Raw genomic sequence first — 5,770 nt, forward strand, 5'->3', positions numbered from 1 at the left:
GGCTGACCCGGCCGGCCCAGCGGTCCTGGGTGAGCACCAGCGGGCGCGGCACGCCGAACCCGCCGGTGGCCGGGTCGAGGACGACGGCGAGCCCGGCCCGCCGGCCCGACGGCACCCGGATCACGTCGCCGACCCGTAGCCGCTCCAGGGAGGCGACCGCCGCCGCCTTGCGTTGGGTCTGCCCCTGCCGGGCGATGGCCCGCTCGCGGTCGGCGATCGCCACCCGCAGCGCGAAGTACTCGTCGAAGTCACCGTGGTGGCAGGCGGCCTCCACGCCGTACGCCTCGATGGTCTCGGTGTTGCGCTGCACCTGCCGGGCCAGGCCGACCACCGACCGGTCCGCCTGGAACTGCGCGAACGACGACTCCAGCAGCGCCCGGGCGGGCTCCGCGCCCACCGTGCCGACCAGGTTGACGGCCATGTTGTACGACGGCCGGAAGCTGGAGCGCAGCGGATAGGTCCGGGTGGAGGCGAGCCCGGCGACGTGCCGCGGGTCGGTCTCCGGGGACCACACCACGACGGCGTGCCCCTCGACGTCGATGCCGCGCCGACCGGCCCGGCCGGTGAGCTGCGTGTACTCCCCCGGCGTCAGGTCGACGTGCGCCTCGCCGTTGAACTTGACCAGCCGTTCCAGCACCACGCAGCGGGCCGGCATGTTGATGCCCAGCGCGAGGGTCTCGGTGGCGAAGACCGCCTTGACCAGGCCGCGGACGAACAGCTCCTCGACGACCTCCTTGAACACCGGCAGCATGCCGGCGTGGTGCGCGGCCAGGCCGCGCTCCAGCCCGTCCAGCCACTCCCAGTAGCCCAGCACCGTCAGGTCCTCGCCGGGGATGGCGGTGACCCGGGACTCGACCACCCGGCGGATCTCGGCGCGCTCCTCGGGCGAGGTGAGGCGCAGCCCGGCGGCGAGGCACTGCTGCACGGCGGCGGCGCAGCCGGCCCGGCTGAAGATAAACAGGATCGCCGGGAGCAGCCCCTCGCGGTCGAGCCGGTCGACGATGTCCGGACGCATCGGACCGCGCCAGCGGGGACCGCGCCGCCCCGCGCCGGGACCGGCGCTGCGCCCCTCGCCCAGCTCCAGGCGGCGCACCGTGTCGCGGGTGTAGCGCAGCAGCTCCGGGTGCACGTCGTGCTTGCGGGCCGCGTCCGCGTCGTGGAACAGGTCGAACATCCGCTTGCCGACCAGCATGTGCTGCCACAGCGGCACCGGCCGGTGCTCGCTGACCACCACCGCGGTCTCGCCGCGCACGGTGACCAGCCAGTCGGCGAACTCCTCGGCGTTGGAGACGGTGGCCGAGAGCGAGACCAGGGTGACCGAGGCGGGCAGGTGGATGATCACCTCTTCCCAGACCCCGCCGCGGAACCGGTCGGCGAGGTAGTGCACCTCGTCCATCACCACGTAGGCCAGGCCTTCCAGGGTGGCCGAGCCGGCGTAGAGCATGTTGCGCAGCACCTCGGTGGTCATCACCACCACGGGGGCGTCGCCGTTGATCGCGTTGTCGCCGGTGAGCAGGCCGACCTGCTCGGCGCCGTACCGGTCGACCAGGTCGTGGTACTTCTGGTTGGACAGCGCCTTGATCGGCGTGGTGTAGAAGCACTTGCGCCGGGCGGGCGGCTGTTCGCCGCCGTCGGCCGCCGCCGGCCGCGCGGGCGTTCCCCGCAGGGCCAGGTGTACGGCGAACTCGCCGACCACGGTCTTGCCGGCGCCGGTGGGAGCGCAGACGAGTACGCCGCTTCCCCGTTCCAGGGCCTGGCACGCCTCGCGCTGGAAGTCGTCGAGATCGAACCCCAGATCGAGGGCGAACTCGTCCAGCGCCGGGAACTGGGAGGCCTGCGCGGCCCGGCGGCGCGCCGCGGCGTACCGCTCGGCGGGGCTCGACATGTCCTCAAGATTAGTGCGTACTCCGCACGGCTACCCGCCAAGGCCGTCCGCCGGGTTGGTCGGTGGGGGTCGGTAGGGTGCACGACGTGCCGGATCATGCCCAACCGCCCCATGTCCCGAGCGGCGCCGACGACGCCGTCCGCCCGGGTCCGCCCCGCCGCGCCGTGGAGGCGGTCCTGTTCGACTTCCACGGCACCCTGGCCCAGGTGGAGGAGCCCCACGAGTGGGTACTCCAGGCGGCTGCCGCCTGCGGGGTGACGCTGGAGCGGATACGGGCCACCGCGCTGGCCGACCGGCTGCTCACCGCGGGTCGGGCGGGCGGACCGCTGCCGGCGCGGGTGCCGCCGCGGCTGGCCGAGCTCTGGGCCGACCGGGACCTCTACCCGTACGCGCACCGGGGGGCCTACACCGGGCTGGCCGAGACGGTGGACACCGGCATCGAGGGCTTCGCCGAGGCGCTCTACGAGCGGCTGCTGGTCCCGGAGGGCTGGGTGCCCTACCCGGCCGTCGAGGCCACCCTGGGCGCTCTGCACAAGGCCGGCGTGAAGGTGGCGGTGGTGAGCAACATCGGCTTCGACATCCGGCCGCTCTTTGCCGCCTGGGGCCTCGACGGGCTGGTCGACGCGTACGCCCTGTCGTACGAGGTGGGGCGCTGCAAGCCGGACCCGGGGATCTTCCTGCGCGCCTGCGGGATGCTGGGCGTGGACCCGGAGCGGACGCTGATGGTGGGCGACACCCCGGCCGACGCCGGCGCGGTCAATGCCGGCTGCGCCGTGCTGGTGCTGCCCTGCGCCGATCCGGGCCGGGAGAACGGCCTCGGCGCCGTGCTCGACCTGGCGCTGCGCGACTGACCTGCGGCAATACATCAGCGCTAACAGGATCTTGATAATCACGTTAGCGCCGGCCGCTAACACCGAGAGGTTATCGTCGCTATCGTGACCGAGACGTCGGCCCGGGACCGGATCGTGCGGGCCGCCGCCGCGCTGCTCGCCGAGGGCGGCCGGGCGGCGGTCTCCACCCGCGCGGTGAGCCGCGCCGCCGGCGTGCAGGCCCCGACCATCTACCGCCAGTTCGGCGACCTGCGCGGCCTGCTCGACGCCGCCGCCAGCTACGGCTTCGCCGCGCACCTGCACGCGCAGGCCGCCCGCGAGCCCGCCGACGACCCGGTGGACGACCTGCGCCGGGGCTGGGACATGCACGTCGGGTTCGGCGTCGCCAACCCGGCCTTCCACACCCTGATGTACGGCGATCCGCGCCCCGGCGCCCGCCCCACCGCCGCCCGGGTGGCCGCCGACATCTTCCGCCAGCTCGTCGTGCGGGTGGCCGAGGCGGGGCGGCTGCGGGTCGACGTGGACCGGGCGGCCGAGATGGTCCACGCGGCCAGCTGCGGCGTCACCCTCACCCTGATCCAGGGCGGCGACCCGGGCCTGTCGGTCGCCACCCGCGAGGCGGTCGTCACCGCGATCTGCGCCGACAGCCCCGCCGCCCGCGCCGTCCGCCCACCCGACCGGCCGGTCCGCCACGCCGTCGCCCTGCGCGCGGCGCTGCCGCAACTGGCCGGCGACCTCACTCCGGCCGAGCGGGCGCTGCTCGCCGAGTGGCTGGACCGGCTCGCCGGCGCCGACCGGCCAGCGTGACCACTGCGTCCCGCCGGCATGGCGGGATCCAGGCGCGCGGGCAACCGCCGGGTCAGCGAGACGGCCGGCGCGCATGATCCGCTCCGTTCCGGCGACCTGGCGGTGTCCGAGGGGGCAAGGAAACCGCCAGGTCGGCGAGGCGGTGAGGCGACCGGCGGCGGCGAGACTCGCTCCGTTCCGGCGACATGGCGGTGTCCGAGGGGGCCGGAGACCGCCACGTCGGCGAGACGGTGAGGCGGCGAGTGCCGCGGCCGGTGTGCGGGGCTGCACGTGGCGGGCCACCGGCTGCGGGCCGGCCCGGTCGGCGCACTAGCGTCGCGGGAATGGACTCCCACGCCCGCCCGTCGACGCCCGCCCGCATCCTGCGACGCTGGGGAACCGGCCAGGTGGGGGCGGTCGGCCTGGTGCTCGGCGGCGCGCTGTCGGTGCACTTCGGCTCGGCGGTCGCCGCGCTGCTCTTCCCCTGGGCCGGGGTGGCCGGCACGGTCACGCTGCGGCTGGCCATCGGCGCGCTGCTCATGCTGCTGGTATGCCGGCCCCGGCTGCGCGGCTACAGCCGGGGCGACTGGGCGTCGGTGGTCCTGTTCGGGCTCGCCCTGGCCGGCATGAACTCGGTGTTCTACCAGGCCATCGAGCGGATCCCGCTGGGGCCGGCGGTGACCCTGGAGGTGCTGGGGCCGCTCACCCTGTCGGTGCTGACCGCCCACCGGTGGACCGCGTGGTGCTGGGCCGGTCTGGCGCTGGCCGGGGTGGCGCTGCTCGGCCAGGGCGGGTTCGACCGGCTGAACCCGGTCGGCGCCGGCCTGGCGCTGGGCGCGGGGGCGCTCTGGGCGGCGTACATCGTCTGCTCGGCCCGGGTCGGCGGCCGGTTCCCCCGGGCCGACGGGCTGGCCCTGGCCATGACGGTGGCGGCCCTGCTCACCCTGCCGTTCGGGCTGGCCGACGCCGGGACGCGGCTGTGGCACCCGGCCGTGCTGGCGCTCGGCGCCGGGCTGGCGCTGCTCGCCTCGGTGCTGCCCTACACCCTCGAACTGCTGGCGCTGCGCCGGCTGGCCACCTCGACCTTCGCGGTGCTGATGAGCCTCGGCCCGGCGCTCGCCGCGCTCGCCGGCTGGCTGGTCCTCGGGCAGGACCTGCATCTGACGGAGGTGCTGGCCATCGCCCTGGTGGTCGCCGCCAGCATCGGAGCCGTGCGGGCCGGCACGCCGCGCACCGCCGACCGACCGGAGCACCCCGGCGCCGCACCGGCCGGCCCGGTGGGCACCGGCACGGACGACCAGCTCAGCGCAGCAACCGCAGCGCCCCCGGTACGGCGGTGATCCGCACCGGCAGGTCGAGGGAGCGTTCGCCGTCGGCGTAGGTGGTGATGCCCTTGGCGGCCAGCTCCACGCTGCGGGCCCGGTAGCTGCGCACCAGCGGGTGCGTCACATGGGTGCCCTGGTAGATGCGCGGCTTGACCCGCATCAGGGTGCGCCGGTCGAACCGCCCGCCGACCACCACGTCCAGCAGCCCGTCGGTGGGGTCGGCGTCCGGACAGATCCGCATCCCGCCGCCGTAGCTGGCGCCGTTGCCGACCGCCACCAGCACCGCGTCCAGCTCGTGCACGTCGCCGTCCAGGCGCAGCGTGTAGCGGCGCGGGCGCAGCCGGGCCAGCTCGATCAGGATCGCCAGGTCGTAGCGGCGGGGACCGCGCGGCCAGCGCATCCGGTTGGCCCGCTCGTTGACGATCGCGTCGAAGCCCGCCGCGAGCACCGCCCCGTACCAGCGGTCGCCGCCGTCCGCCCCGGTCATCCGGGCCAGGTCGACCGGCCGGGTGCGCCCCTCGCGCAGCGCGGCGGCGATCACCTCGACGGCGCCCAGCGGGTCGACCGGGAAGCCGCTGTCGGCCGCGAAGTCGTTGCCGGTGCCGGCCGGGACCGGGCCGAACGGCACCGCCGTACCGGCGACCGCCTGCAGCGCCCGGTGGACCGTGCCGTCGCCACCGACAGCGATCAGCGCGCCCGCGCCGTCGGCGACCGCGGCGTGGCACGCCGCCTCCGCCTCGGCCGGGGTACCCGCCGTCAGCAGTTCGACCGGGCGGCCGGTGGCGGCCAGCCGCTCCAGCAGTGCGGGCAGCAGGCCGCGGTGCCGGCCGCGGCCGGCGGTGGGGTTGGCGAGCACGGCCACGGGGCCGGTCGAGGAGTGATCGTCTGCGGTCACGGCGAGCACCGTACGGTACGGCGGACGCCCCCCCCCACGGGCGGCGGCG

5 protein-coding genes are annotated in these 5,770 nt (G+C 75.7%); 3 read left to right on the forward strand and 2 right to left on the reverse strand.

All coding sequences use genetic code 11. From position 1 onward, the window contains the following. Positions 1-1,885: RNA helicase (locus KBX37_RS33165; RefSeq protein ID WP_210779771.1), on the reverse strand; the 1,885-nt coding region annotated here is incomplete at its 3' end. Between the two features lie 86 nt (positions 1,886-1,971). Here KBX37_RS33165 and KBX37_RS33170 point away from each other — a divergent pair. From KBX37_RS33170 to KBX37_RS33180, 3 genes are all read left to right on the forward strand, one after another. Next, on the forward strand, positions 1,972-2,736 hold the full coding sequence (locus tag KBX37_RS33170) for an HAD family hydrolase (RefSeq protein ID WP_210779772.1): 765 nt from the start codon (positions 1,972-1,974) through the stop codon (positions 2,734-2,736). 84 nt (positions 2,737-2,820) lie between these two features. Continuing rightward, the gene (locus KBX37_RS33175; RefSeq protein WP_307849306.1) at positions 2,821-3,522 is read left to right on the forward strand and encodes a TetR/AcrR family transcriptional regulator; all 702 of its coding nucleotides are present in this window, start codon (positions 2,821-2,823) and stop codon (positions 3,520-3,522) included. Positions 3,523-3,845: 323 nt separating this feature from the next. Next, entirely contained in the window at positions 3,846-4,841 is a 996-nt protein-coding gene (locus KBX37_RS33180; protein ID WP_210779773.1) for a DMT family transporter, read from the forward strand. On the opposite strand, the gene KBX37_RS33185 is transcribed toward KBX37_RS33180, so the two are convergent. Further along, complete coding sequence (locus tag KBX37_RS33185) at positions 4,804-5,730, reverse strand: diacylglycerol kinase family protein (RefSeq protein WP_210779775.1); 927 nt, start codon at positions 5,728-5,730, stop codon at positions 4,804-4,806. The two genes, KBX37_RS33180 and KBX37_RS33185, sit on opposite strands and share 38 nt — an antisense overlap. Positions 5,731-5,770 lie beyond the last annotated feature (40 nt).

Origin of the sequence: Micromonospora sp. U56 (genome assembly GCF_018070095.1) — a bacterium.
Taxonomy (GTDB): domain Bacteria; phylum Actinomycetota; class Actinomycetes; order Mycobacteriales; family Micromonosporaceae; genus Micromonospora; species Micromonospora purpureochromogenes.